The 26,601-nt window shown below is 64.6% G+C and carries 14 protein-coding genes, 2 tRNA genes, 3 rRNA genes and 1 pseudogene; 17 read left to right on the forward strand and 3 right to left on the reverse strand.

Annotated elements, in window-relative coordinates:
- Window positions 1-521 precede the first annotated feature (521 nt).
- The 11 genes from V6Z91_RS15785 (at window position 522) to V6Z91_RS15835 (ending at window position 16,377) form a co-directional block, all read left to right on the forward strand.
- Window positions 522-2,052 (forward strand): 16S ribosomal RNA (locus V6Z91_RS15785).
- 92 nt (window positions 2,053-2,144) lie between these two features.
- Window positions 2,145-2,221: transfer RNA gene (locus V6Z91_RS15790), tRNA-Ile, on the forward strand.
- 21 nt (window positions 2,222-2,242) lie between these two features.
- Window positions 2,243-2,318 (forward strand) — tRNA-Ala (locus V6Z91_RS15795).
- A 210-nt stretch (window positions 2,319-2,528) separates the two neighbouring features.
- A 23S ribosomal RNA gene (locus tag V6Z91_RS15800) occupies window positions 2,529-5,405 on the forward strand.
- Between the two features lie 112 nt (window positions 5,406-5,517).
- Window positions 5,518-5,630: ribosomal RNA gene (rrf, locus tag V6Z91_RS15805) — 5S ribosomal RNA — on the forward strand.
- Together the 16S, 23S and 5S rRNA genes with 2 tRNA genes alongside form the textbook arrangement of a ribosomal RNA operon.
- Window positions 5,631-6,292: 662 nt before the next feature.
- Window positions 6,293-7,882 (forward strand): DUF2138 family protein, encoded by a 1,590-nt coding sequence (locus tag V6Z91_RS15810; RefSeq protein WP_338758517.1) that lies wholly within the window; start codon window positions 6,293-6,295, stop codon window positions 7,880-7,882.
- Entirely contained in the window at window positions 7,861-8,544 is a 684-nt protein-coding gene (locus V6Z91_RS15815) for a DUF1175 family protein (protein ID WP_338758519.1), read from the forward strand. Before V6Z91_RS15810 ends, V6Z91_RS15815 begins: the two co-directional genes overlap by 22 nt.
- Window positions 8,545-8,552: 8 nt before the next feature.
- Window positions 8,553-13,091: an alpha-2-macroglobulin gene (locus tag V6Z91_RS15820; RefSeq protein ID WP_338758521.1), complete on the forward strand. Its 4,539-nt coding sequence runs from the start codon at window positions 8,553-8,555 to the stop codon at window positions 13,089-13,091.
- Window positions 13,088-14,788, forward strand: coding sequence for a DUF2300 domain-containing protein (locus tag V6Z91_RS15825; RefSeq protein ID WP_338758523.1), 1,701 nt, complete (start codon window positions 13,088-13,090; stop codon window positions 14,786-14,788). Before V6Z91_RS15820 ends, V6Z91_RS15825 begins: the two co-directional genes overlap by 4 nt.
- Complete coding sequence (locus V6Z91_RS15830; protein WP_338758524.1) at window positions 14,785-15,597, forward strand: DUF2135 domain-containing protein; 813 nt, start codon at window positions 14,785-14,787, stop codon at window positions 15,595-15,597. Before V6Z91_RS15825 ends, V6Z91_RS15830 begins: the two co-directional genes overlap by 4 nt.
- 3 nt (window positions 15,598-15,600) lie before the next feature.
- Entirely contained in the window at window positions 15,601-16,377 is a 777-nt protein-coding gene (locus tag V6Z91_RS15835; protein ID WP_338758526.1) for a DUF2135 domain-containing protein, read from the forward strand.
- A gap of 8 nt (window positions 16,378-16,385) precedes the next feature.
- Here V6Z91_RS15835 and rtcR read toward each other — a convergent pair whose 3' ends face one another.
- Complete coding sequence (gene rtcR / locus V6Z91_RS15840; protein WP_338758528.1) at window positions 16,386-17,978, reverse strand: RNA repair transcriptional activator RtcR; 1,593 nt, start codon at window positions 17,976-17,978, stop codon at window positions 16,386-16,388.
- Between the two features lie 167 nt (window positions 17,979-18,145).
- Between rtcR and V6Z91_RS15845 the strand changes: the two genes are divergently transcribed.
- The 4 genes and pseudogenes from V6Z91_RS15845 (at window position 18,146) to V6Z91_RS15860 (ending at window position 21,581) form a co-directional block, all read left to right on the forward strand.
- Complete coding sequence (locus tag V6Z91_RS15845) at window positions 18,146-18,583, forward strand: hypothetical protein (RefSeq protein ID WP_338758530.1); 438 nt, start codon at window positions 18,146-18,148, stop codon at window positions 18,581-18,583.
- A gap of 99 nt (window positions 18,584-18,682) precedes the next feature.
- Window positions 18,683-19,918: an RtcB family protein gene (locus V6Z91_RS15850; RefSeq protein WP_338758532.1), complete on the forward strand. Its 1,236-nt coding sequence runs from the start codon at window positions 18,683-18,685 to the stop codon at window positions 19,916-19,918.
- A gap of 26 nt (window positions 19,919-19,944) precedes the next feature.
- Window positions 19,945-20,960: pseudogene (rtcA, locus tag V6Z91_RS15855) on the forward strand (RNA 3'-terminal phosphate cyclase).
- A gap of 129 nt (window positions 20,961-21,089) precedes the next feature.
- On the forward strand, window positions 21,090-21,581 hold the full coding sequence (locus V6Z91_RS15860) for a hypothetical protein (protein WP_338758534.1): 492 nt from the start codon (window positions 21,090-21,092) through the stop codon (window positions 21,579-21,581).
- On the opposite strand, the gene V6Z91_RS15865 is transcribed toward V6Z91_RS15860, so the two are convergent.
- Window positions 21,582-22,058: a YbhB/YbcL family Raf kinase inhibitor-like protein gene (locus V6Z91_RS15865; RefSeq protein ID WP_338758535.1), complete on the reverse strand. Its 477-nt coding sequence runs from the start codon at window positions 22,056-22,058 to the stop codon at window positions 21,582-21,584. It lies immediately after the preceding gene.
- A 106-nt stretch (window positions 22,059-22,164) separates the two neighbouring features.
- Between V6Z91_RS15865 and V6Z91_RS15870 the strand changes: the two genes are divergently transcribed.
- Window positions 22,165-23,610, forward strand: a complete 1,446-nt coding sequence (locus tag V6Z91_RS15870; protein WP_338758537.1) for a DUF2868 domain-containing protein — start codon at window positions 22,165-22,167, stop codon at window positions 23,608-23,610.
- Complete coding sequence (locus V6Z91_RS15875; RefSeq protein WP_338758539.1) at window positions 23,607-25,058, forward strand: DUF3482 domain-containing protein; 1,452 nt, start codon at window positions 23,607-23,609, stop codon at window positions 25,056-25,058. The genes V6Z91_RS15870 and V6Z91_RS15875 overlap by 4 nt, the downstream gene beginning before the upstream one ends.
- A 39-nt stretch (window positions 25,059-25,097) precedes the next feature.
- On the opposite strand, the gene V6Z91_RS15880 is transcribed toward V6Z91_RS15875, so the two are convergent.
- A complete protein-coding gene (locus V6Z91_RS15880) occupies window positions 25,098-26,492 on the reverse strand; it encodes a hypothetical protein (protein WP_338758541.1) in 1,395 nt (464 codons plus the stop codon).
- Between the last annotated feature and the right edge of the window lie 109 nt (window positions 26,493-26,601).

Raw genomic sequence — 26,601 nt, forward strand, 5'->3', positions numbered from 1 at the left:
GGGCCGGATGAGTAAGTTGTGCTAGAGAATCTTGCTGAGAGAATACCCGTATTTTCATTGCTGGAAAACTACTGGCAAAAGTTCAAGCGGGTACCGCGTCAGGCAAGCGCCGAAAGACTTGCGGAACCGGTGCCGCTTTGCTATAGTTCGGTCCCTCGCGAAAACAACAACGAAATCAAGTAGTTGAAGATGCAACGAGGAGCCGCTGAAAACGCGGTGTGGTGAAAAAGAAGTTGACGATGCAAACGAAACACTGCATAATCTCGCTTCTCTGCTGCTGACAAACACAACGATTTGTCGACGAACCCAAGGGGTTCGACAGCAAGCCTTCAAGGGCAGAATTCTTTAACAATCAACAGTCGATAAGTGTGGGCGTTTGATGATGTGCCCGGGACTTCGGTCCCGAAGCTCAAAATATATAGCATCAAACGTTCACGCAAAATAAACGTAATCATCTTCGGATGATTCGTCAGTATTTTGAGTGAATGACCCTCGGCAGCAATGCCGAGACAACAGAGATTAAACTGAAGAGTTTGATCCTGGCTCAGATTGAACGCTGGCGGCATGCTTTACACATGCAAGTCGAACGGCAGCGCGGGCTTCGGCCTGGCGGCGAGTGGCGAACGGGTGAGTAATATATCGGAACGTGCCCAAGAGTGGGGGATAACGTAGCGAAAGTTACGCTAATACCGCATACGATCTATGGATGAAAGCAGGGGACCGCAAGGCCTTGTGCTCCTGGAGCGGCCGATATCTGATTAGCTAGTTGGTGAGGTAAAGGCTCACCAAGGCGACGATCAGTAGCTGGTCTGAGAGGACGACCAGCCACACTGGAACTGAGACACGGTCCAGACTCCTACGGGAGGCAGCAGTGGGGAATTTTGGACAATGGGGGCAACCCTGATCCAGCAATGCCGCGTGAGTGAAGAAGGCCTTCGGGTTGTAAAGCTCTTTTGTCAGGGAAGAAAAGGGTGCGGCTAATATCCGTACCTCATGACGGTACCTGAAGAATAAGCACCGGCTAACTACGTGCCAGCAGCCGCGGTAATACGTAGGGTGCAAGCGTTAATCGGAATTACTGGGCGTAAAGCGTGCGCAGGCGGTTTTGTAAGTCTGACGTGAAATCCCCGGGCTTAACCTGGGAATGGCGTTGGAGACTGCAAGGCTGGAATCTGGCAGAGGGGGGTAGAATTCCACGTGTAGCAGTGAAATGCGTAGAGATGTGGAGGAACACCGATGGCGAAGGCAGCCCCCTGGGCTAAGATTGACGCTCATGCACGAAAGCGTGGGGAGCAAACAGGATTAGATACCCTGGTAGTCCACGCCCTAAACGATGTCTACTAGTTGTTGGGTCTTAATTGACTTAGTAACGCAGCTAACGCGTGAAGTAGACCGCCTGGGGAGTACGGTCGCAAGATTAAAACTCAAAGGAATTGACGGGGACCCGCACAAGCGGTGGATGATGTGGATTAATTCGATGCAACGCGAAAAACCTTACCTACCCTTGACATGTCAGGAACCTCCGAGAGATTGGAGGGTGCCCGAAAGGGAACCTGAACACAGGTGCTGCATGGCTGTCGTCAGCTCGTGTCGTGAGATGTTGGGTTAAGTCCCGCAACGAGCGCAACCCTTGTCATTAGTTGCTACGAAAGGGCACTCTAATGAGACTGCCGGTGACAAACCGGAGGAAGGTGGGGATGACGTCAAGTCCTCATGGCCCTTATGGGTAGGGCTTCACACGTCATACAATGGTACATACAGAGGGCCGCCAACCCGCGAGGGGGAGCTAATCCCAGAAAGTGTATCGTAGTCCGGATTGTAGTCTGCAACTCGACTACATGAAGTTGGAATCGCTAGTAATCGCGGATCAGCATGTCGCGGTGAATACGTTCCCGGGTCTTGTACACACCGCCCGTCACACCATGGGAGCGGGTTTTACCAGAAGTAGGTAGCTTAACCGCAAGGAGGGCGCTTACCACGGTAGGATTCGTGACTGGGGTGAAGTCGTAACAAGGTAGCCGTATCGGAAGGTGCGGCTGGATCACCTCCTTTCTAGAGTGGCACTGACCGCAAGGTCGTGCATCAAACGCTCACACTTATCGACTGTCGAATGAAGAAGAAACAGTAGCACCGCAAGATCATGCGGGTCTGTAGCTCAGCTGGTTAGAGCACCGTGTTGATAACGCGGGGGTCGTTGGTTCGAGCCCAACCAGACCCACCACGTATTGCACAGAAATCCTCTGGGGGATTAGCTCAGCTGGGAGAGCACCTGCTTTGCAAGCAGGGGGTCGTCGGTTCGATCCCGTCATCCTCCACCAAAAGCTTAAACGTAAGCGTGACGAGTTCACATTTATGTTTAGTCTTTTAGAGACTTAAGCTGTTTCGTTCTTTAACAATCTGGATGAAGTAAAGTTTTATTAAGCGTGGATCGAAAGATTCACACTTAGGGTAGTGTTCGAAAGAACGCATACAAAACTCATCAAACACAGTAGTAAATGCATTTGAAGCTATAGCCGTCAAGGTTATAGGGACAAGTGACTAAGTGCACATGGCGGATGCCTTGGCGATTACAGGCGATGAAGGACGTAGTAGTCTGCGATAAGCTTCGGGGAGCTGACAAACGAGCTTTGATCCGAAGATTTCCGAATGGGGAAACCCACCCTTTCAGGGTATCACTCACTGAATACATAGGTGTGTGAGGCGAACGCGGCGAACTGAAACATCTAAGTAGCTGCAGGAAAAGAAATCAACCGAGATTCCCAAAGTAGTGGCGAGCGAAATGGGAAGAGCCTGTACGTGATAGTCGGACTGATAGTGGAAGCCTCTGGAAATAGGCGCCATAGCGGGTGATAGCCCCGTACACGAAATCAGACCGGTGGTACTAAGCGTACGACAAGTAGGGCGGGACACGAGAAATCCTGTCTGAATATGGGGGGACCATCCTCCAAGGCTAAATACTCGTAATCGACCGATAGTGAACCAGTACCGTGAGGGAAAGGCGAAAAGAACCCCGGGAGGGGAGTGAAATAGATCCTGAAACCGTGTGCATACAAACAGTCGGAGCGGACTTGTTCCGTGACGGCGTACCTTTTGTATAATGGGTCAGCGACTTACATTCAGTAGCGAGGTTAACCATATAGGGGAGCCGTAGAGAAATCGAGTCCGAACAGGGCGTCAGTTGCTGGGTGTAGACCCGAAACCAAGTGATCTATCCATGGCCAGGTTGAAGGTGCGGTAACACGCACTGGAGGACCGAACCCACTAATGTTGAAAAATTAGGGGATGAGCTGTGGATAGGGGTGAAAGGCTAAACAAACTTGGAAATAGCTGGTTCTCTCCGAAAACTATTTAGGTAGTGCCTCAAGTATCACCATCGGGGGTAGAGCACTGTTATGGCTAGGGGGTCATCGCGACTTACCAAACCATTGCAAACTCCGAATACCGATGAGTGCGAGCTTGGGAGACAGACGTCGGGTGCTAACGTCCGGCGTCAAGAGGGAAACAACCCAGACCGCCAGCTAAGGTCCCAAAGATTGGCTAAGTGGAAAACGAAGTGGGAAGGCTAAAACAGTCAGGATGTTGGCTTAGAAGCAGCCATCATTTAAAGAAAGCGTAATAGCTCACTGATCGAGTCGTCCTGCGCGGAAGATGTAACGGGGCTAAGCCAGTCACCGAAGCTGCGGATATGTACTTTGTACATATGGTAGGAGAGCGTTCTGTAAGCCTGCGAAGGTGGCTTGTAAAGGCTGCTGGAGGTATCAGAAGTGCGAATGCTGACATGAGTAGCGATAATGCGGGTGAAAAGCCCGCACGCCGTAAGCCCAAGGTTTCCTGTTCAACGTTCATCGGAGCAGGGTGAGTCGGCCCCTAAGGCGAGGCAGAGATGCGTAGCTGATGGGAAGCAGGTTAATATTCCTGCACCGTCGTATGATGCGATGGGGGGACGGATCGCGGAAGGTTGTCTGACTGTTGGAATAGTCAGTTTCTGGTTCATAGAAGGTGCTTAGGCAAATCCGGGCACGTAATTCAAGGGACTGGGACGAAGGGTCATTGACCCTGAAGCAATCGGAAGTGGTTCCAAGAAAAGCCTCTAAGCTTCAGTCATACGAGACCGTACCGCAAACCGACACAGGTGGGCGAGATGAGTATTCTAAGGCGCTTGAGAGAACTCGGGAGAAGGAACTCGGCAAATTGGTACCGTAACTTCGGGAAAAGGTACGCCCCGGTAGCTTGACTGCTTTACTGCAGAAGGGTGAAAGGGTTGCAATAAAATGGTGGCTGCGACTGTTTAATAAAAACACAGCACTCTGCAAACACGAAAGTGGACGTATAGGGTGTGACGCCTGCCCGGTGCTGGAAGATTAAATGATGGGGTGCAAGCTCTTGATTGAAGTCCCAGTAAACGGCGGCCGTAACTATAACGGTCCTAAGGTAGCGAAATTCCTTGTCGGGTAAGTTCCGACCTGCACGAATGGCGTAACGATGGCCACACTGTCTCCTCCCGAGACTCAGCGAAGTTGAAGTGTTTGTGATGATGCAATCTACCCGCGGCTAGACGGAAAGACCCCATGAACCTTTACTGTAGCTTTGCATTGGACTTTGAACCAATCTGTGTAGGATAGGTGGGAGGCTTTGAAGCGGGGACGCCAGTTCTCGTGGAGCCAACCTTGAAATACCACCCTGGTTTGTTTGAGGTTCTAACCTTGGTCCGTTATCCGGATCGGGGACAGTGCATGGTAGGCAGTTTGACTGGGGCGGTCTCCTCCTAAAGTGTAACGGAGGAGTTCGAAGGTACGCTAGGTACGGTCGGACATCGTGCTAATAGTGCAATGGCATAAGCGTGCTTAACTGCGAGACCGACAAGTCGAGCAGGTACGAAAGTAGGACATAGTGATCCGGTGGTTCTGTATGGAAGGGCCATCGCTCAACGGATAAAAGGTACTCTGGGGATAACAGGCTGATTCCTCCCAAGAGTTCATATCGACGGGGGAGTTTGGCACCTCGATGTCGGCTCATCACATCCTGGGGCTGTAGCCGGTCCCAAGGGTATGGCTGTTCGCCATTTAAAGTGGTACGTGAGCTGGGTTTAAAACGTCGTGAGACAGTTTGGTCCCTATCTGCCGTGGGCGTTGGAAATTTGAAGGGGGCTGCTCCTAGTACGAGAGGACCGGAGTGGACGAACCTCTGGTGTACCGGTTGTCACGCCAGTGGCATTGCCGGGTAGCTAAGTTCGGAAGAGATAACCGCTGAAAGCATCTAAGCGGGAAACTTGCCTTAAGATGAGATTTCCCGGAGCCTTGAGCTCCTTGAAGGGTCGTTCGAGACCAGGACGTTGATAGGTCAGGTGTGGAAGTGCAGTAATGCATTAAGCTAACTGATACTAATTGCCCGTACGGCTTGTCCCTATAACCTTGACGGTTATATCTGCATTTACTCTTGATGAGTACCCTAACTTTACTGAATCCAGATTGAGGTTCGTTGCTGCTCCACTGAGAGCAACGCGCCGTACAAGTCATGCCTGATGACCATAGCAAGTCGGTCCCACCCCTTCCCATCCCGAACAGGACCGTGAAACGACTTTGCGCCGATGATAGTGCTGCAACCAGTGTGAAAGTAGGTTATCGTCAGGCTGTTATACCGAGAAAGCCCGTAGCGTGATCGCTGCGGGCTTTTTCCATTTTCTGCTTCCGTCTCATCCGTGCCCACCCTCCGCTTCGAGCTGTCGAATGCGCCGATCGTTCGGCCGGGCACTGCCCGACCTCACTGCTGCAACCAGTGTGAAAGTAGGTTATCGTCAGGCTGTTATTCCGAGAAAAGCCCGTAGCGTGATCGCTGCGGGCTTTTTTCATTTGCGGGTCACAAAAGGGAACTTCACCCCAAGTGCAAACCCCGCGGTCAGGGAGGAGCATGGGTTTGCGAGCCCAATCCGCTACGCCGGCAGGGAGCGGTGCTCCTTGAAACACCCGTCCCGACGCGCGCCATTGTAAAAAGCCGCCTAAGAGCGCCTAACAAAACCCGCAGGGCAAGGCGCGGCGTCGAAGGCAGTACACCTGTACGGCGAGACGCTGCAACGCAGCCATGGGGGTTTTGTTAGGCGCTCTAAGTCAATCATCCGCACATTGAGCAATGCACGGCATGCCCCATGCCGCCCAGCGATATGCTCGCTGAACTCGAATAAACGCCCGGACCCTTGAGAGGTTCCACGGCTTGCATATCAATAGTTACCTGGGTGCAATTAAAGTGTGGTAAAATTAGAAATTAATTATTTCAAGTTTCAATCCACGGGCGTGTCATGCAAAAGAAAACGCTGATCAAAGCTGCCGCTGGCGTGGCGGTCGTGGCTGCTGCGCTGGTGGCCTACCGCTCGTTCGGCTGGGCGCACTGGTCGGGGCCGGCCAATAGCCTGGGGCTCGACCTGTCGAAGCCCGACGCGTTGATCGTCACGAAAAGCCTTTCCGCGCTGCCGCGGGACATGTTGAAGATTCCGCTGGCCCGCGATGTGCTGCGCGAGGACTTCGTATTTTATTACGAGCAGAACGAAGACCGGCTTGGCCTGAAGGGCAGCTTGCGCCGCATCGCTTACGAGCACGAGCTGGGCTGGGGGGATCAATTGCTGCGCGTGGTGCTCGACCAGCCGGCGGACGTGGCCCTGTGGCGAGACGCGGATGGTTCCCTCAAACACTTCGCCATTGCTGTCTCGCGCAACCAGCTCACCCGCCTGGTCGAGGAAGCCGGCAAGGTCGCGTTGAAGGACAGCCAGATGCGCATCGCTGGCGAACTGTCGGTCGATGGCGACGAGGTCAAGGTGTTCGCGCTGGACTATGCATACGACCGCACGCTGCTGCTGGCTGCACACCGCGACCGCCTCGTGATCCTGTCCCATCCAGGGATGCTCTACGGCGGCGAGGATGGCGCGAAAGCCGATGACACGGCCGAAAAGGCCGTGGTCGATCTGCTATCGAAGGATGGGGCGCGACAGCGCGTCTTCCACGACCAGTTCCGCCTCGGGCGCGGCGTTGTCGATGGCCACAGCATCGCCGTGAAGGCCGATTACCTGTCGTTCGGTTACCAGCCATTCTTCGGTGCCATCGACGCATTGCGCTTCGACTTCAGCAAGGGCAAATGGGCCTCGCATGCGCTGCTGGACGCGGGCAAGCTGAATAAGGGCGGCTACGACGCCGCCGCGCTGTGGCCAGTGCTGCCGCACAATCCCAGCGCCTGCTTCATCGTGCCCGCCGACTGGGCGGCAATGCAGCCGGTGCTCAAGAAGATCGACAGCGAGGCGCCGCTGCTGCCGCTGGCTGAACAGATGAGTGGCCCAGCCGCGGCATGCTGGTATGGCGGTTCGCGCCTGCACACGCCGGTCTTCGTCGCCACGCGCGCGCCGGCGGCCGCGAATGCGGAGGCCCTGCTGGCGGACCTGTTCAAGGCGACTGTCGGCGGCAAGGGCGACGCTGCCGCGGGCAAGGCCGACGGCGGTGTCATGCGCTGGCAACGGACCGTGGCGACACGCCAGGGCAAAGCACAGCCGACCCTGGCCATGGCCGGCAACCTCGTCGTGTTCTCCGCGGACGGGCGGCTCGTCGACCGCGTGCTGGCGGTGCGGAGCAAGCAGGCACCCGCCGTGGCCGACAAGCTGGCCGATGCGACGCGCACCATCGGTGTCATCGCGCCGGCATCGCTGGCGCAACTGATCGAGACCGAGGCATTCGGCAGCCTGCCGCAAAGCCAGGAACCGATCCTGCGCGCGGCGGCGGACGAGCACCTGGTGCCGCGCCTGGAAGCCCTCAAGAAATATCCGCCTTACCGGATGGTGCTCAAGCAGTTGCCATCCTCCGGTATCGCCTGGGAGCCGCTGGAATGGCAGGAAGTCAAACGGTAGGTGCCCGCCGCCGCTGCCTGCGCATGCTGGCTGCGCCAGTCCTCGCCACCGCGGCGGCGCCCGCGTTCGCCTTGAAAGGCCCGCGGGACGCGCAAGTGCGGCTCACGCAGGCGCAATCCCGGGCGTTCCAGGCATGGATGCTGCGCATCATCACCGCCCAACTCGAACGCGGGCCTTCGCCCCGCTGGCAGCACCGCGATTGCGCAGGCCTCGTGCGCTTTGCCGTCAACGAGGCCCTTGCCGTGCACGACGCGAAGTGGCTGCGCGCGAACGGCATCGGTACGGACCGGCGCCTGCCGCCGGAGCTCGGCCTCACGCCGGAGCAGGCAGCGCTGCGCAATCGCTGGGTGCAATCGGACGGCAAGGTGGGGCACTTCGTGACGGCCCTCGCGCTGGTACAGAACAACAGCAGGTTCGTTTCCCGCGAACTCGGCATGGCACTGCCCGGCGACCTGCTGTTCTTTGACCAGGGTGACGAGCAGCACCTGATGGTGTGGATGGGGGCGCGCATCGCATACCACACGGGCACGGTCACGCCCAAGGATAACGGTCTGCGGACCGTCGATGTTCAACAACTAACGATGTGGAAGGACACGCGGTGGCAACCGACGGTCGACAATCCCAACTTTGCCGGCGTGTTCCGGCTTTCCTTCTTGTCCTGAAGCTTTGTGTGCTGGTCGCCTGGGCTGCCTTGATGGCGGGACCGGGCACCGTTGCCGCGCAGGAGTCGGGCAATGAGCCGCGCAATGAGCCCAGTAACTACGTGCCGCTCAAGGGCGAGCCGTTCTTCCTGCTGGCCGACACGGGCTTCGGCTCGGCGGAAGAGGCGCGCGTGCGGCTCGAAGTGCCGGGCCGCGACATGGCGCGCATGAACCTGCAAGCCTACTCGGGCGCCGACATTGTCGTGTACCGGGTGCCCGCGCCGCTGGAGTTCCTGAAGAAGCAGCGCAACCTGCACCGCGTGCAGGTCGAAGGCAACTACCAGGGCGAAGGGCTGGCCAATACGCTGCGCTACCTGTGGGACAGCTGGTGGAAACAGTCGCGCCTGATCTGGCGCCAGCTGTTCTCGGCCGATGCCCGCAAGGCCGTCACCGACACGCAGCCGAAACTCGCCACCAGCGAAGCCATCCGCCGGCCGGCCACCTTCGAGAACAACCCGCAGTACAAGCCGCTGAAGGGCTTCGAGATGGTGGACCGCTTCCGCTATCCGATCTGGCAAGCGAAGCCGATCGAGCCGCCCAAGGGTGTGAAGCTGGACGGCTCCAGCAGCGAGTTCATTGCCACCGGGCCGGGCAACCTGATGATCCCGATCGGCAAGCGCAAGCCCGGCCTGTACCTGGTCGAGGCGATCATCGGCGAGCACCGCGCCACGACGCTGGTGTTCGTGTCGGATACCGTGGCCGTGACCAAGGTCTCGTCCGGCCAGATGCTGGTGTGGAGCGCGCGGCGCGACAATGGCGCCGCCGTGCCGGGCACGAATGTGGTGTGGACGGACGGCACCGGCGTGCTGCAGTCGGGGGCCACTGGCGCGGACGGCGTCGCGTCGCTCGAGCGGGGCAGCCCGGAACATACGTACGTGCTGGGCGAAGACCGCAACGGCGGCGTGTTCGTATCCGAGAATTTCTACTATGACAGCGAGATCTACAACACCAAGCTGTACGCCGTCACCGACCGCCCGCTGTACCGGCCCGGCGACGAAGTCAACGTCAAGTTCCTCGGCCGCGAGTTCACGTCCGCGCGCGCTTCGCAAGCTGCGGCAGCCGCGCCGATCGGCCTGACCGTATATGACCCGAACGGTACGCCGCTGCTCACGCAAACGCTGCAGCTGTCGCCGGAAACGGGCAGCGAAACGCGCTTCCGCCTGCCCGAACAGGCGGGCGCGGGCGGTTACGAGCTGCGCTTCAGCTACCAGGGCGGCCTGTACGGCGCCGCGTTCCGCGTGGCCGAATACATCAAGCCGCATTTCGAGATCAGCGTGCAGCCATCCAGGCCCGAGTTCAAGACGGGAGAGAAGGTGGATGGCACGATTGCGCTGCGCTATGCCGACGGCAAGCCGGTGCGCAATGCCACGCTCACACTGTCGCTGCGCGGTCAGCAGAATACGCTCGTCGAGGGAGAGCTGCGCTACGGCGGCCTGTTCCCGGTCGACCTGGCAACCCAGGAACTGAAGACCGACAGCAGCGGCAACGCCGACTTCGCGCTGCCGCCTGCCGCCGACCCGTCGCGCTACATCCTCACCGTGCTGGCGACCGATGGCGCCGCCTACCGCGTGAAGACCACGCGCGAACTGCTCATCGCCCGCTCCGCCACCACCTACCAGCTGAAGGCGGCGCGGCAATTCTCCGATTCGGGCCAGGTGGTGCGCTTCGATATCGCTGCCCAGGGGCAGGGCGGGGCGAAGCCGACGCGATGGGAGATGGTGCAGCTCGAAACGCAGACGAAGACGGAGGGAGCGTTCAACAGCGCGGCGAAGACGTGGGACGTGAAGTTCCCCGCCTCCGGCTCCTACCAACTGAGCCTGCGCGACGAGCGGGGCAACCTCGTGGCGGCCACGAGCCATTGGGTCAGCGGTGCCGGCGTCAAGGCAACGCCGGGCAGCATCGAGATCGTGCTGGACCGCGCGCGCTATCGCGCCGGCGAGACGGCCGAGGCACTGATCACCTTCTCCGCCCCGGCCGACCAGGCGCTCTTGACGCTGGAGCGCGACAAGGTGGAAAACCATGGCCTGCTGAACGGCGGCGGCGCGTGGTTCCAGGCACGGCGCGTGGCACCGAACCAGTGGCGCGTGCGCATTCCCGTACGCGAGGAGCATGGACCGAACGTCACGTTCTCCGTCGCCACCGTGCGCAACGGCGAGTTCGTGTTCGAGAACGCCGGCCTGCAAGTGGTCGAGCCGCGCATCGCCCTGCAGTTCGCCACCGACAAGGAGGTGTACCAGCCCGGCGAGAAGGTCACCCTGGACATCACCGCCACGCTCGACGGCAAACCCGTGTCGACGCTGGTGGCGCTCGGTGTCGTGGACGAGATGATCTATGTACTGCAGCCGGAGATCGCGCCGGACATCGCGGACTTCTTCTACCACCCGCGCCGCAACAATGTGCGCACCACGGCCAGCCTGTCGTTCATCAGCTACGACATGGCGCAGGGCCGGCTGAGCGGAGTGCCCGCGCGCCACAACTACAACGAGCGCGGGGTGAAGGTGCTGGAACGGCCGCGCCGCGACAATGTCGATACCGCGTTGTGGGCGCCATCGCTGAAGACGGATGCCGACGGCCGCGCGCGCGTGACGTTCACGATGCCCGATGCGCTGACGCGCTGGCGCATCACGGGCCGCGCGATGGATGCGCAGGGCCGTGTCGGCCAGCGCACCGGCTACCTGCGCTCGGACAAGTCGTTCTATGCGAAGTGGACCGCGCCGGGCTGGATGCGTGCCGGCGACGCGCCGCTGGCCACGGTCGCCGTGTTCAACCAGAGCGGCGCCAAGGCGTCGCTCGACGTCATGCTGACTGCCGGCGGCGCCGCCAGGACGCAGAAGATCGATGCCGCGCCTGGAGTGAACTACGTGGCATTCCCGCTGAACGGCGCTGGCGGCCAGTTGCGCCTGGAAGTGCGGCAGGGTGGCCGTGTCGTCGATGCGCTCGACAGCGCCTTGCAGGTGCAGCCGGCAGGCTGGAGCAGCCCGCGCGCGCTGTCGGTGCCGCTGGCGGGCGCCGTGACGCCGCTGAAGCTGCCGGCCGACGCGCGTAACGTGCGCGTCTCGTTCGCGCAGGGCGCCGCCGGGCACTTCGCGCGCATCGCGGACGACCTGATCGACTATCCCTATGGCGGCGTCGAGCAGACCGCCAGCCGCATCATCCCGCTGACGATGGCGGCGAACAGCCTGCCGCCCGATACCCCCGGCCTGCGCGACCGTCTGCTGGCCAGCCTGCAGAACCAGCGGCTGCGCCTCGTTTCGATGGCCGGGCCGGACGCCGTGTTCGGCTGGTGGGGCGACGGCACGCAGGACAGTGCCCTGATGACGGCCTATGCCTACTACGCCGACTGGTACGCGGCGCGCGCGCTGAAGATCGACCTGCCCGCCGAGCACTGGGAAAACCTGCTGAAGGTGTATGGCGACAAGGGGCCGAACGAGGGCATGGGCCAGCGTGCGCTCGCGCTGTGGATGGCACATGACATGGGCCTGCCGACGAAGACGCTGGCTTCCGGCCTGGTCGACGAGGTGACGGCCGCGATGCCGGCGCCGGCAAAGCCCCAGGCGCGTGCGCTCACGGCGAGCATGGTGCTGGGCGGCGACGACGCCGCCGCGCAGGCACTCGCTCTGGGCCTGGTGTCGGTGGTGGCGGCGGAAAACGGTATCGTGGCCGCGCCGGCGCTGCAGGAACGGATCGGTGCCGCCTGGCAGGTGCTGCGCGAGACGCCGGCGCCGCTCGCCCAGGCCCTGCTGATGCTGGCCGGCCAGGCCCCCGCCAGCCAGGCCGAAGCCGTCCTTGCCGCGGTGCGCGGCGACATGCCGACCATGGACCGGGCGCTCACGCTGCTGTGGGTTCAGAAGAAGCTGGGAGGCGCAAGCTTCGGCAAAGGTGCCGAAATGGTGCCGCAAGGGGCATGGCGCAAGATCGAGACCGCCGCAGGCCAGGCGCAGTGGCGCTGGGTGGATGCGAAGGCGCTGCCGGACGCTCTGGCGCTGGCAGCTGCCGCACCGGCCGGAACGGTCGCGGTGGTGCAGTATGAAAGCCGCGCGGCGGAAACGGCCACGCTGCCCCTAGCCGTGGAGCGCCGTATCCTGCGCATGAAGCGTGGCAATGACGGCTACGCGATGGAACTCGTCAAGCCCGGCGAAGCGCTGCGCACGGATGAACTGTACCTGGACGAAATCCGCCTGAAGCCCGCCGCCGGCGCGCAGCACCGCTTCGGCGTGCTGGAAGTGCCGCTGCCGCCGGGCGCCGGCGTGGAACCCACCACCTGGGGCATCGCGCTCGAAGGCAAGCCGCCCACCCCGCTGGAACGTGCCCGTCATGCCGACCGGCCGGACGGTTATGCCGTGCCGGTCGATCCGGTCGCCGGCGAAACCGTGGTGCGCCACCTGCTGCGCTTTGCGCAGAAGGGCAGCTACGTGTTGCCGCCGGCGCGCTACTACCGCGTGTACCAGCCGGAGCAGAAGGCGATCGAAGGCAACGGCGCCGCCCGGCGCACGCTGAAGGTCGAATGATGCGGCGCACGCTGGCCGCCGCGCTGCTGCCGGTCCCCCTGCTGTCGGTCCCGCTGCTGTCGGCGGCGGCCACGCTCGACGTGGCTTGGTGGAAGGAAGGGCGCGTGCAGGTCAGGCAATTGCGCGACGGCGGCGTGCCGCCGCGGCCGTTCGACGGCAGCCGGCAGGTTCCGCTGGGCAGCGTGTGGAAGCTGTTCGTCTATGTGTACGCGGTCGATACGGGCACGCCGCTGCCGGCCTACCGCTGCACCGGCCGCGATGCCGAAGAGGTGTACTGCTGCGACGCCGGCAAGTCCGTCGAGCGTGACGCGGCGCTGGCGCAATCGTGCGGCCCTTTCTTCGCGCCACGCCGCCTGATGATCGGCGCCGCACCGTGGCGAGCCTGGTGGAGCAAACGGCTGGGCGGCGCCCCGGCCGGCGAACTGGCGTGGCTCGCCACGCCCGATGCACTGGTACCGCAGCGCACCGTCCGGCTGGACAGCCTGTTGCGCGCACTGGACAGCGTGCCGGCCGAGCCGCGGGCGGTGGCGGAAAGTGCGCTGCTGCGCGTGGTGCTCGACGGGCGCGGTACCGATACGGTGCGCTGGTTCGGCAGCCAATTGCGCGTCAAGACATTCTCGTGGCATGAAACCGCCGAACGTGGCGGCGCCGGGCAGCGCCTGGGCGGCGCCGCCGGTTGGCTGGCCGATGGCACGCCCGTGTGGTTCGGGGGCCCTGGCGCGAGTGCAGGCGTGATTCGCCAGTGGGTGCCGCGCCTGGCGGCCGCGCTGCCGCCGGCCAGGCCGGGGGACAGCGGCTGCGTCGAAGTCGATTTCTTCGCGCGCTATCCGATCCGCAGCGTGCGCGGGCTCGCCGGGTCGGCGGCGGAGGGCCCGCTGCAGGGCCGCCACGTGGTGCGCTTCGAGAACGGCAGCACGCTGGCCGTGCAGGGCAACGGCGAGATGCTGTTGCACCGCGATGACGCCGGCAGGCCACGCGTGCGCGGCCGCTTTGCCGTCAACGAATACGTGGCGCGCGTGGTGGACCGCGAGGGCAGCACCGCGCAGCCGGAGGCCGCCCGGGCGCTGGCGGTTGCCGCGCGTACCTACCTGCAGCAGAATGCCCGGCAAGGTGCCGGCTGCCAGCGCATCGCCGACAGCAGCGCCACGCAGCGCGTGAGCGCGAATCCCGCCACGGCGGCCGCGCTCGAAGCGGCACGCTGGACGGACCAGCTGGTGATCGACGGCGCCACCGTGCGATACCACCGGGACGCGGCGGCGCCGGATACGCTCGCCTGGACGCAGGCGGAGCGGCACGCGCGCGAAGGGCGCCGTTTCGATGAGTTGCTTGCCACCGCATGGCCGCGTGCCGCGCTCACGATCGCCGGCAACAGCGGCACCACCTGCACGCGCCTGCAAAAGAACGAACAGTGGCTGGCGCATGCGCTGCCGCGCTGGGAGCGCATGCTGCGCGCCGAGGCCGGCTACGAGCGGCCGGCCGAGCTGCCGGGCGTATGCGCGCTGGCCTTCGGCGCGCCGTACTCGGAACAATCGCGCAACCGCATCTTCATGCGGCCGCTGGCCACGCGCGAGGATCGCATCACGCTGGCCCACGAGTACCTGCACATCGGGTTGCGCCGTCATCCGCGCGGCCAGGACGAAACCTATGTCGAGCAGCTCGCACGGCGGCTGGCCGACCTGAATCCGGAGGCACCATGATACCGCGCACCGCATGCGCTTCGACCACGTTACTGGCATTGCTGGCGTTGCTGGCACTGCCGGCGGCCGCGATCGCGCAGGAGCACGCGCTGGCCACGCCCGCCGGCGGCTGGAATCGCGCCGGCCTGACGGACAAGTCGCAGGAGTTAACCAGGAACTATCCCTATTCGCTGATCGACCGCGGCAGCCAGAAGAACCGGCGCATGATCGCCGGCCGCCTGACCCAGGCGGGCGAGAAGCGGCCGTTCCCCAAGCTGGTCGTGAACGGCAACCCCACCCCGCTGTATACCGACAGCGACGGTCGCTATGCGCGCGCCTACTCGTTCGGCTCCGGCTCCAACAGCGTGGAAATCCGCGGCCAGGATGGCCGCGGGATCAAGCGCGTACAGTTCTACGAGGCCGACCGCAGCCGCCCGCAGCCCGTCTTGCGCGTGATCGCGGCCTGGGACGACAACCAGGCAGAAGTCGACCTGCACGTGGTCACGCCGGACGGCCAGCATGCCTTCTGGGCCCATCCCGCGCTGAGCAATGGCGGTGGGCTCGATGCCGACACGGTCGATGGGCCGGGACCCGAGAATTTCGTGATGACGGCGCCGCAACGCGGTGCCTACCAGGTATGGATCAACTACTGGGGGAACTTCGGCGGATCCGGCTACCATTTCGACGAATCGACACGGCAGCAACCCATCATCACCACGCGCATCACGCTGGTCTTCCACGAAAACACGGCGCGGGAGCGGCGCGAGGAATTCGTCGTCCCCCTGCGCAGCATCGGCGAGCTGACGCTGGTGAAATCCTTCAAGTTCTAAGCCATGACCATGCCTTCGTACCGATTGCCGCCGCTGTTGCCGCACCTGCTGCTTCTTCTGCCGCTGGCCGCCACGGCCCAGGTCACCATCGAATCGCCGAAAGGCGGCTGGCGCAACTCCGCCGGCGCCCGCGAACAATACACGCAGGGCGTCAACTATCCCGCCAACCGGGTGAACCTGCAGCCGGGCCAGAGCGAGACGGCGCAGATTCGCGGCCGCATCGCCGGCGCGCACAAGGGCAAGCCCGCCACGCTCGTCGTCAACGGCGTGGCGATGCCGCTGGAAGTGCAGGAGGATGGTACGTTCGGCCGCCCGTACGGCTTCGGTAGCGGCGCCAACAGCGTGGAAGTGCGTGCCCCCGACGGCACCGCGCGGGCGCGCAGCCAGTTCGTCGACGCCTACGCGGGCAAGACGCAGGCGCGCCTGCGCGTGGTGCTGTCGTGGGACAGCCCGGGCACCGACATCGACCTGCACGTGGTGACGCCGGATGGCGGCCACGCCTGGTACGGCAGCCGCGTGCTCAGGGATGGTGGGGCGCTGGACGTGGACGTGACGACCGGCTACGGCCCGGAAATCTTTTCCAGCGCGACACCGCCGAAAGGCAACTACCACGTCTACGTCAATTACTACGGCAGCGGCGAGGAGCGCCAGGCGCTGACGGTGGCGCAGGTGGCCATCATCACGAACGAGAACACGCCGCGCGAGAAGCAGCAGGTGTTCCGCGTGCCGCTGCGCGCGCCGGGCGAGCTGACGCTGGTGAAGTCGTTCGTGTTTCCCTGACGGCGCGCCTACACCTGCACGGCTTCCCAATCGAGCGCGAAGCGCGCCAGGTATTTTTTCAGCCGGTCGGCGTCGTTCGGCTTGGCCTTCGCCTCGCGCGATACGCCATACAGCTTGCGGCCCGCGTCGGACAGGGTGCGTGACTGCCGGCAGACGCCGATCACCGCACGCAGCTGCAGCGCATCGAACAGGTCGAGCTGCGCCGCCGCGTCCTCGCCCAGCACCATCCCCAGGTCGACATCGCCGGCCGGCGCTAGGCCGGCGTGGCGCCACAGCGCCTTCAGCCGCACGATCTCGTTCGTCACAGTGGCGATGGTGATCACGCCCGACTCGGCCAGGGTGGCCATGCGCGTGACGGAAGCCACGAGGTCGCGGAAGTTGCCCGTCCATGGCGCGGCGGCCGACGTGGCGAAGCGCAGGTAGTGCTCCCTGGCTTCCTTGTTGAAGCGCACCTGCTGGCCGTTCTCGCGCCCGTGCTCGGCCAGCAGGTAGGCAAGGTTGGGTTCGATATCCTCGATGCGTTCGGCCAGGCCGGGCAGTTCGTAGGTCCACAGGTTGATGCGCGCATACAGGTCTTCGCGGAACCGGCCTGCCCGCACTTCCAGCCCCAGGTCGCGGTTTGTGCCGGCGATCAGCTGGAACTCGCTGCGCACCTCGGTATCGCTGCCCACCGGCAGGAAGCGCTTTTCCTCGATCGCCTTCAGCAGCATCGCCTGTTCGTCCAACCCCAGCTCGCCGATTTCATCCAGGAACAGCAGGCCCTTGTGCGCCGCGCGCAGCAAGCCGGGCCGGTCGGACGTCGCGCCGGTGAACGAGCCGCGCACATGGCCGAACAGCGTGGACGAGGCGCCATCGCCGCGCAGCGTGGCACAGTTGATGTCGACGAACTTGCCGTCCAGCTGGTGGCGCGTCTTCTTCAATTCGTAGATGCGCCGGGCCAGGAAGGACTTGCCGCCGCCGGTGGGCCCCATCAGCAACATCGGCGCGCGCGAGCGGACGGCGACCCGTTCCACTTCCTCGATCAGCGCATTGAAACGGGCGTTGCGGGTAGCGATGCCGGACTTCAGGAACGCCACGCCTTCTTCCTGCTCGCGCGAAAAGCGCTGGGCGATCTGGTCATAGCGCGACAGGTCCAGGTCGATCAGCGTGTACTGGCCGGGCCCGTTGCCCTGCGGCCGGGGCGGGGAAGTCTGCACGAGCCGGCCGGGGAAGAAGCGCGCCTCCGTCATCAGGAACAGGCAGATCTGCGCCACGTGGCTGCCGGTGGTGATATGGATCCAGTAATCCTCCCGGTCCGGATCGAAGGGGTAGCGCTTGGCGAAGTCGAACAACGCCGCATACACCCGCTCGAAGTCCCATATATCGTCGATCGGCAACAGGTGCGGCACCACGGCCGTCTCCGGCGACACTGCGGCGATGTCCGCCGCGACCTCCTTGACCAGGCGACCCGCATTGTCCGTGTGAAGAAGATCGAGCCGGTCGACGATGAAATCCTCGTGCTGCGTCAGCGCCACCGTTGGCCGCCAGCGCTCCCAGCGCGTGGCACCGCGTGCATTGTCGAGCTGCGTGCCGACGAAACCGATGATGACCGTCTTTTTCATGCGTATAAAGGCTTATCCAAAAAGATAATTCTACACGACAGTCGCGCAGGGGTATTCTGTACGCAAAAAGTTAAATGTCAATGAAATCAAATGGTTGAGAAAAAGGCCATGCCCTGGCACGGCTGTTGCAATACATGGGATGTCAAACAAAAAAAATGGAACGCACCATGAACCCGCAACTGTTCGAAACCATCAAGGGCATCTTCCTGCCTCCGGCGAATGCGGCCAATGCCGAGAATGCGCCCGCCTACGTGCTGTCGCCCCGCCACCAGCTGGCCCAGTACGCGGCGACCGGCTGCCTGAACACGACGTTCTACGCGAACGCCGAAGACCAGCTGGCGGCCGTGCTGGCGCTGTGTGCGGATATCGACGACGACTACATCGCCAAGGTGGCGCTGTATGCCCGCGAAGCGGGATTCATGAAGGATATGCCGGCCCTGCTGGTCGCCGTGCTGGCGGCGCGGCGCGCGCCGCAACTGGAAGCGGTATTCCAGCGCGTGATCGGCAACGGCAAGATGCTGCGCAACTTCGTGCAGGTCGTGCGCTCCGGTGTCGTGGGCCGCAAGTCCCTCGGCACGCGCCCGAAGAAGCTGGTGCAGGCATAGTTGAACGGCGCATCGGATGCGGCGCTGCTGTCCGCGGCCGTCGGCTCGAAACAGTGTTTCGCCCCTCTCGTCATCGTTTTTTTTACAAGAGAGAACAATATGAACAAGCAAAACTATGAAGTCATGCAGGTCGAAGGGGGCAGCCACGTGAAGATGTGGACGAAGGGCGTGCCGGTCGAAGAATCAGCGCGGGCACAGCTCGCCAACACGGCACGCATGCCGTTCATCTACAAGCACATCGCCGTGATGCCCGACGTCCATCTCGGCAAGGGCTCGACGATCGGTTCGGTGGTGCCCACGCTGGGGGCGATCATCCCGGCGGCCGTGGGCGTGGACATCGGCTGCGGCATGATGGCCGCGAAAACCACCCTGATCGCGAACGACCTGCCGGACAGCCTGTCCGCCCTGCGCAGCGCGATCGAGCGGGCGATCCCGCACGGCATGTCGCCGAAGACGCGCGGTTTCCGGGGCCGCGACCAGGGTTCCTGGCATACTCCGCCGTCGGCCGTCGACGCGGCCTGGGCCACGCTGAAGGATGGCTTCGACGCACTGTGCGAAAAGAATCCGCGGCTGCGGCAATCGAATAACCACCGCCACCTGGGTACGCTGGGCAGCGGGAACCACTTCGTCGAGGTATATCTCGACGAGGCGGGCTTCGTCTGGTTCATGCTGCATTCCGGCTCGCGCGGCGTGGGCAACACGATCGGCACCTTCTTCATCGAGCTGGCGAAGGAAGACATGCGGCGCCACTTCATCAACCCGCCGGACCAGGACCTGGCCTACCTGGCCGAAGGCACCGAGCACTATGCGGACTATGTGGAGGCGGTGGGCTGGGCGCAGGAATTCGCCCGCAAGAACCGCGAGGTGATGATGGTGAACCTGATCGCCGCCGTGCGCACGGTGATCGCCAAGCCGTTCGAGACCCACGTGGAGGCGGTCAACTGCCACCACAACTACGTGCAGAAGGAGCGGCACTTCGGGCAGGACGTGATGGTCACCCGCAAGGGCGCGGTGTCGGCAAAGTCGGGCGAGCTCGGTATCATCCCGGGTTCGATGGGCGCGAAGAGCTTCATCGTGCGCGGCAAGGGCAACCCGGACAGCTTCGACAGCTGCAGCCATGGCGCCGGCCGCACGATGAGCCGGGCCGAGGCGAAGCGGCGTTTCACGGTGGCGGACCACGTACTGGCTACCGAAGGGGTGGAGTGCCGCAAGGATGCGGACGTGGTCGATGAGATTCCGATGGCCTACAAGGACATCGACGCGGTCATGCATGCGCAACGCGACCTGGTGGAAGTGGTGCACACGCTCAAGCAGATCGTGTGCGTGAAAGGATGAAGGCAGGAGAAGGAATGCAAGGCAGCATGATCGAACTGGATGGCGCGGCGGGTGGCGGCCAGATATTGCGCAGCGCGCTCGCGCTGGCCATGATCACGGGCACGCCGTTCAAGATCGTGAACGTGCGCGGTAAACGGCCGCGCCCCGGCCTGATGCGGCAGCATCTTGCCGCCGTGCGTGCCGCCGCGCGGTCTGCGGTGCCCATGTCGAAGGCGCGGAACCCGGCTCCACGGCGCTGCGCTTCGTGCCTGGCACGATCCGTGGCGGCGACTACAGCTTTGCGATCGGGTCGGCCGGCAGTTGCACGCTGCTGCTGCAAACGGTGCTGCCCGCCTTGCTGCATGCGGATGCGCCTTCGGTCGTGCGCGTCAGCGGCGGCACGCACAACCCGCTGGCGCCGCCCGCGCACTTCATCCAGCGATCCTATGTACCCCTGCTCAGGCGGATGGGGGCCGAGGTAAGCGTGGAGCTCGAGCGCTTCGGCTTCTGTCCAGCGGGCGGCGGTGCGCTCACCGCCTCCATCTCGCCGGCGCGGGCGCTGCAACCGCTCGATCTGGTCGAGCGCGGCGAGCTCCGCGAGGCGTGGGCGGAAGCGTTCGTGGCCGGCGTGCGCGGCAGTATCGCGCAACGCGAGCTCGCGGCGGTCGGCGCGGCGTTCGGCTGGCCCGGTACCCAGCTGCGCAACCGCGGCCTGCCGGCGGAGCAGGGCCCCGGCAATGTGCTGTTGCTGACCTTCGAGCATGCCAACGTGACCGAGGTGGTCGCCGGCTTCGGTGAACGCTTTGTGACGGCGGAAGACGTGGCCGGACTGGCGATCGCCGGTGCGCGCCGCTACCTGGACAGCGGCGCCGCGGTCGGCGAACACCTCGCGGACCAGCTGATGCTGCCGCTGGCGCTGGCGGGCGGCGGCAGCTTCACCTGCCCGACTGTTTCCGATCACGTCGTCACGCACGCGGACGTGATCGCGCGCTTCCTGCCGGTACGCTTCCACATCGAACGGGAGCATGCGGCGTGCTGGCGCGTGCAGGTGGTTCACGCCTGAGCGGGAGCCGGCAACGAGGTAAGGCATGTCCTACATGCCTGCACAGGCTGCGCCGATACAGCCATGGGAGGCGCAAGCGCATGATCGCCCTGTTGACGCCCGGCGGCGTCGTCACAGGAGGAGCTCATCATGTCGAAGAAAGGCAGCTCGGACGACAAGCGCGTCCGTTCACAAACCACGAAGGACCAGAACACGGTGGCCGAGGGCAGCCTGCAGGGCGTGGCCCCCGGCGCGGTGCAGAAGGGCGGTGCGAACGTGCAGTCCGCATCGGAAGAGCAGCAGGGCGGCTCCCTGCGCGACCGCAGCTCGCTGCAGGGCTCAGTGGATGAGAACGTCGGCAGCAGCCGGGGCGGCGAAGGCGCCCAGCAGGCAGGGTGGAGCGCACGCCAGAAGGCAATACGCGAAGAGGCCCGCGCCGACGAGGACCGCGACGCGGCCCCCCGCCAGTCCGGCTATGGCGGCCTGGAACAGAAGCAGCATGCCGGTTCGCAGGAGTCGCCGACCGGGCCGTCGGGCAACCGGCAGTCCGGCGCGGCGAACAACCAGCAGCGCCAGGGCAACCCCGGCGAGGCGCCGTCCGACGCCGGCAGCCAGCGCACGGACAAGATCCAGCAGCGCTGATCAGGCGCGAGGGTTGCGCTGGTACATGCCCATCAGCTGGGCTTGTGCCAGCACGTGGCCCTGCATGGCCCGTTCCAGCTCGGCCTTGGTCGGAGTGCCAAGGCCGGGCAGCGTCGCGTCCAGCGCATACAGCTTGAAGAAGTAGCGGTGGCGGCCGATGGGCGGGCAGGGCCCGCCATATGCGGCATTGCCCCAGTCGTTCTTGCCGGACACGGTGCCGGCGGGAAGTTGCCGGCTGGAGCCTCCCGCCAGCCGCCCCGCATCCGGCGGCAGGTTGTACAGCACCCAGTGCACCCAGGTACGCTGCGGAGCGGCCGGGTCGGGCGCGTCGGGATCGTCGACGACCAGCGCCAGGCTCTTCGTGCCGGCCGGCAGCTCGGACCAGGCCAGCGGCGGCGGCGAGTCGGCCCCGTCGCAGGTATGGATGGGCGGGATGTCGCCGCCGTCCACGAAAATCGATGACAGGGTCATGGCCATGGCGCCTCCGTCGGTGTGCACGACACGCTGCAAGCGTACACCGGTGTGCGGACGGCTGCCGCGCGCCTGGGGCGTTACAATCCGATTTCAACAATAAAGGACGCCCATGAACGAAGAGCTGGCCCGCAGCGTGGTCCTGGTGCGAGCGATCGAAACGACCGACCAGAAGCGCGAAATCCTCAGCGACGACGACCGCCGCTATGCCAACCGCACCGCCCGCGAGCTGGCGCAATGGCAGGCTTCGGAAACGAAGGCCCCCGCCACCTCCGAGCATTTCCTGCAGCAGCGTTCCGAGCAGATCATCAAGAAGCTGTCGCAGCGACACCCGGCCTTTGCCGCGTTCGCCAAGCGCACGCCCGGCCTGCACGCCACCGCGTGGCTGCTGCCGCTGCTGGCGCTGGTGCTGGGCGCCGGACTGGATCGCATCACCGACCCACACCGCGTCGACCTGCTGTCGGCACCGCTGCTGGCGATCATTGCCTGGAACCTGCTCGTCTATGTCGTGATGCTCGTCTGGCTGTGCATCCCGAAGGCCGGCACCACGCGTGTGCGCGCCGCCTGGATCCGCCACCTCTCGGTAGGCAAGGGCGCCATGCCGCGCAAGATGCCGCACGCGCTGTCGTCGGGACTGTATGCGTTCATGGCCGAATGGGCCCAGCTGAGCAGCCGGCTGAACGGCGCGCGGCTGTCCCGCACGATCCACCTGTCGGCCGCCCTGTTCGCCGTCGGCGCAATGGCGTCGCTGTATGCCCGCGGCATGCTGGCCCAATACGGCGCCGGCTGGGAAAGCACGTTCCTGGATGCGGCCCAGGTGCACCAGCTCCTGTCCGTCCTGTTCTGGCCCGCGATCACCGTGTTCGGGCTGCAGGGTTTCTCGATGGCCGACGTGCAGGCGCTGCATTTTGCCGCCGGTGCACCGGCCACGGCGGCGGACGGCGCCCGCTGGGTGCACCTGTACGCGGGGACCATCCTGCTGCTGGTCGTGCTGCCGCGGCTCGTCTTCACTGCCTTCGCGGCGGCGCAGGCCTCGTTCCACAAGCGCCGCTTCCCGCTCGACCTGGAGCAGCCGTACTTCCGCCAGCTTGACGACGCGGCCGGCGGCGAGCCGGGCACGCTGCGCGTGCTGCCGTACAGTTATTCGGTGGACGAGGCGCGCAGCCGCGGCCTCGAGGCCGTGGCTGCGCAATTGCTGGGCGAGCGTGCCCGCGTGCGCTTGCTGGCCGCGGTGGCGTATGACGCCGAGCCGGCCGCCACGCTGCGCGAGATCGATCCGCGCGCCCCGGGCGTCACGTCGACGGCGCTGCTGTTCAGTCTTGCCGCCACGCCGGAAAAGGAAAACCACGGCGCCTTCATCGCGCGCGCCGTCGAAGCGCTGGGCGGGCGCGCCGTCGTGCTGCTCGACGAATCGGCATTCAGCACGCGCACGCCGGACCCGCAGCGCGTACGCGAGCGCACCGAACTGTGGCGAGAATTCTGTGTCTTCCACGGCGCCGAACCCACCGTCGTCAACCTGCTCGCGCCGCTGGTCGCGGTGAAAGGGGAGGGCGCATGAGCGAAACGATCCAGCTGGCGCTGATTTCCCATACCAATAACGGCAAGACCACGCTGGCGCGCACGCTGCTGGGCATGGACGTGGGCGAGGTGCGCGACGCGGCGCACGTGACGGCCCTTTCCGAAGCCCACACCCTGCAAGCCACCGAACAAGGCGACCGGCTGGTGTTGTGGGATACCCCCGGATTTGGCGACTCGGTGCGGCTGATGAAGCGCCTGGCCATGTCGGGCAATCCGATCGGCTGGTTCCTGCGAGAGGTGATCGACCGTTACCGCGACCGGCCGTTCTGGCTCAGCCAGCAAGCCTTGCGCGCCGCGCGCGACGATGCCGACATCGTGCTCTACCTCGTCAACTCCGCCGAGCGTCCCGAGGATGCGGGCTACCTGCCTTCCGAGATGCGCATCCTGGAATGGCTCGGCAAGCCCGTGCTCGTGCTGCTGAACCAGATGGGCCCGCCACGCCCGGCGCCGGACGAACAGGCCGAGCAACTGCGCTGGCGCGAGCACATGCGCCAGTACGCGGCGGTGCGCGACGTGCTGCCGCTTGACGCGTTCGCCCGCTGCTGGGTGCACGAACGCGTGTTCTACGAAGCGCTCGGCCGCCTCGTGCCGGAGGAAAAACGGCCGGCGCACGGGCGGCTGCTGGCCACGTGGGATGCGCAGAACGCGCAGCGCTTCCACCAGTCGATGGCCGTGCTCGCGCAGCAGTTGCACGATGCGTCGCGCGACCGCCAACTGGTGGAAACCGCCGACAAGGGCATGCTGGGTTCGGCGCTGAAGCTGGTCGGCATCGGCAAGGGCGACGATCGCAGGCGCCAGGAGCGCGCCATGAACACCCTGGTCGCGCGCCTGAATCTCGGCATCGGCCAAGCCACCGTCAACCTGCTGTCGCTGCATCGCCTCGACGCCAGTGCGGCCACCACGATCAATGCCCGCGTCAGCAACAACTTCGTCGTGAAGGCGCCGGTCGAGAAGGGGCAGGCGGCGCTGCTGGGCGCGATCGTCTCCGGCGCCGCCACCGGGCTGTCGGCCGACCTGGCCGCCGGGGGGCTCACGCTCGGCACCGGTGCGCTGCTGGGCGGCGTGATCGGCGCGCTCACCTTCGCCGGCGCGGCCTGGGGCTTCAATGCCGGCACCGACCGCAACACCCCGTCGATCACGCTGTCGGATGAATTCCTGCGCACGCTGCTGGTCACGAACGTGCTGCGCTATCTCGCCGTCGCGCACTTCGGCCGCGGGCGTGGCAACTTCGTGGAAAGCGAGGCGCCGGCATTCTGGCAGGACGAAGTGGAGCAGGCCGTGGCCGTGCGCGAGCCGGATGTCGCGACGCTGTGGCGCACGCTGCGCGAGCAGGACGAGCGGGACATCGGCCCCGCCACCGAGCTCCTGGCCGGGATCACGCGGCAGGTCCTCGAACGGCTGTATCCGGGCGCGCCCGTCAAGTGGTAGCCAGACGACCTGCCGGGCGATACGCGGCAAGGTCGGCGGCTACATCCTCCCTTCGCGCACGTAGCCGTCGGCAAAGATCAGCGACGGGTCGGCATCGCCTGAATGCGTGCCGGGGCCGTTGACCAGGCCGCCGGCCAGCCAGCCGCCGTTCCAAGCGGCCAGCGAGCGCACCTGGTTCTGGCGCGCCCCTGCCGTGAAGGGCAGGCGTTGCTGCACGCCGCCATTCGCGTCGAGCACGGCCAGCAGCGGCTGCGCCGTTTCCGAGATGCTGGCGCCGGCCGGGTTTTGCGTGTAGCCGGTGGCGCCCGCCGCGAGCATGCGGCCCTGGCCGAGCGGCAGCAGGTCGAACACGATGTCGCAGCGGTCGACATCGATCACCTGCACTGCCGGCGACTGGCCGGGCTTGAGCAGCGCCACGTAGGCATCCCAGCCGCTGCCGTCCGCCGCCGCGGCGGTGCGCTGCCGTCCCGCCACCGCGATCGTGCCGCCGACCCAGCGCACGGCGTGCACCTCGGGCCGCACCGCCATCGGGACCACCCGCGTGCCGATGCGCGTGCCGGCGGCATCCAGCTCCGTCACGAACAGGCCATAAGCGAGGTTCGCGGGCAGCGTTTCGTTGAAATGGCGCGCATGGCCTTCGATCAGGTTCGTCCGGTCGCTCTGCACGGCGATGGCGATGCGGCCGGTGTCGCTTACGTCCAGGCGCACGTGGGCGGGATTGGACAGCGACTGGAAAGGATCGAAGCCGCCACCGACGATGGCGGCGATGCCCAGCTGAACGCCTGGCTCGACGAGCGTGCGCCAGCGTTGGGTGAATCCGGCGGGCCCATGGGCGAATCGATAGGCGACCACCGCATCCTTGCCGGTACGCAGGGCCAGCACCGCATCCTCGCCGAACGCGGCCAGGCGCGCCGCGTCGCGCGTCACGTACGGCAGCATGGAGTTCGGGTCACGCACGTGGATCGGATCGTCCATGTAGGGATCGTGCGGCGCAACCGGATCGGTGAACCCCTGCTCGCGCAGCAGGGTGCCCCGCGCGTCGAAGCGCAGCAGGCGCACCGCATGGTCGGTACCGATGACCGCCGACACCTCGAGCGAGGGATGCTGCGTGAAATCGAGCAGCGACCAGCCTTCCGGCGGCGTGTATGTGACGGGCACGCCGGCGCTCCGGGCGAACAGCAGGCGGCGCTCCGGCCGCGTCAGCGCGGCCACTTTCTGGGTTTCCGCCAGCGCCGCCCATGCGCCGTCGTGCGCGCGCACCTTGGTGATCGCCGCGCCGGACAATGCGTACTGCACCGGTGGCGGGGGTGGGGGCGGCGGCTCCCCGCCCTCGCGCGGTCCGGGTTCGGACGAGCCTCCGCCGCCGCAGGCGGCCAGCACGGCCAGGGAAAGGGTGGAGAGCAGGGCGCGGCGGCGCGGCAGGGAAAGGGGCATGGTCGTTCCTGAAATGATGGAACGGCCCATTCTAGGGATCGGATGTCGTTAAAGTTTCGCCGAGTGTCGCGATTTGTCCGCCGCCTTGTTACTGAACGTAAAAATCAAA

It is taken from the genome of Massilia sp. METH4, from assembly GCF_037094685.1.
GTDB lineage: Bacteria > Pseudomonadota > Gammaproteobacteria > Burkholderiales > Burkholderiaceae_D > Rugamonas.

What these genes read in the sequence shown, in the direction of transcription:
- V6Z91_RS15810 (WP_338758517.1), top strand. Translation starts at nt 6,293, where the DNA reads ATGCAAAAGAAAACGCTGATCAAAGCTGCCGCTGGCGTGGCGGTCGTG.
- V6Z91_RS15815 (WP_338758519.1), top strand. Translation starts at nt 7,861, where the DNA reads ATGGCAGGAAGTCAAACGGTAGGTGCCCGCCGCCGCTGCCTGCGCATG.
- V6Z91_RS15860 (WP_338758534.1), top strand. Translation starts at nt 21,090, where the DNA reads ATGTCGAAGAAAGGCAGCTCGGACGACAAGCGCGTCCGTTCACAAACC.
- V6Z91_RS15830 (WP_338758524.1), top strand. Translation starts at nt 14,785, where the DNA reads ATGATACCGCGCACCGCATGCGCTTCGACCACGTTACTGGCATTGCTG.
- V6Z91_RS15865 (WP_338758535.1), bottom strand. Translation starts at nt 22,058, where the DNA reads ATGGCCATGACCCTGTCATCGATTTTCGTGGACGGCGGCGACATCCCG.
- V6Z91_RS15850 (WP_338758532.1), top strand. Translation starts at nt 18,683, where the DNA reads ATGAACAAGCAAAACTATGAAGTCATGCAGGTCGAAGGGGGCAGCCAC.
- V6Z91_RS15870 (WP_338758537.1), top strand. Translation starts at nt 22,165, where the DNA reads ATGAACGAAGAGCTGGCCCGCAGCGTGGTCCTGGTGCGAGCGATCGAA.
- V6Z91_RS15825 (WP_338758523.1), top strand. Translation starts at nt 13,088, where the DNA reads ATGATGCGGCGCACGCTGGCCGCCGCGCTGCTGCCGGTCCCCCTGCTG.
- V6Z91_RS15875 (WP_338758539.1), top strand. Translation starts at nt 23,607, where the DNA reads ATGAGCGAAACGATCCAGCTGGCGCTGATTTCCCATACCAATAACGGC.
- V6Z91_RS15845 (WP_338758530.1), top strand. Translation starts at nt 18,146, where the DNA reads ATGAACCCGCAACTGTTCGAAACCATCAAGGGCATCTTCCTGCCTCCG.
- V6Z91_RS15835 (WP_338758526.1), top strand. Translation starts at nt 15,601, where the DNA reads ATGACCATGCCTTCGTACCGATTGCCGCCGCTGTTGCCGCACCTGCTG.
- rtcR (WP_338758528.1), bottom strand. Translation starts at nt 17,978, where the DNA reads ATGAAAAAGACGGTCATCATCGGTTTCGTCGGCACGCAGCTCGACAAT.
- V6Z91_RS15880 (WP_338758541.1), bottom strand. Translation starts at nt 26,492, where the DNA reads ATGCCCCTTTCCCTGCCGCGCCGCCGCGCCCTGCTCTCCACCCTTTCC.